Source organism: Methylophaga sp. UBA1464 (genome assembly GCF_002325665.1).
Taxonomy (GTDB): domain Bacteria; phylum Pseudomonadota; class Gammaproteobacteria; order Nitrosococcales; family Methylophagaceae; genus Methylophaga.
Map to the genome: position 1 here is coordinate 1,076 of NZ_DCSO01000012.1, position 386 is coordinate 1,461.

The window sequence follows — 386 nt, forward strand, 5'->3', positions numbered from 1 at the left end:
ACCTACCCGCCTCTCCACCTGGGGTAATCCAGGAATGGGCAGTGGCGGTATGGGTGATGTACTGGCTGGTGTCATAGGCGGTTTGCTGGCACAACATTTCCCGATAATGGATGCAGCCTGTGTTGGCGTGACATTACATGGTATGGCAGCGGACAGAGCTGCTGAATTGGATGGTGAACGCGGGACACTGGCAATGGATTTGATGCCACATCTCCGTCGATTAGCGAACCTTATCTATTAATGCTCTGGCTCGCTGACGAACAATCCACCCTGGATTTGGCTGCTAAACTGGCAGTATTATTGCCCGAATCAGCATTTTGCATTCATCTGAAAGGTGATCTTGGAGCTGGCAAAACCACTTTTGTCCGGGGGCTACTTACCGCTCT

At 51.6% G+C, this 386-nt stretch carries 2 protein-coding genes; both read left to right on the forward strand.

Going from position 1 to position 386, the window contains the following annotated elements:
• The coding region (locus B3O33_RS00975; protein WP_292362750.1) for an NAD(P)H-hydrate dehydratase at positions 1 to 241 on the forward strand (241 nt) is incomplete at its 5' end.
• Positions 241 to 386 (forward strand): tRNA (adenosine(37)-N6)-threonylcarbamoyltransferase complex ATPase subunit type 1 TsaE (locus B3O33_RS00980; protein ID WP_292362764.1); only part of this gene is annotated, 146 nt, incomplete at its 3' end. The genes B3O33_RS00975 and B3O33_RS00980, both read left to right, overlap by 1 nt.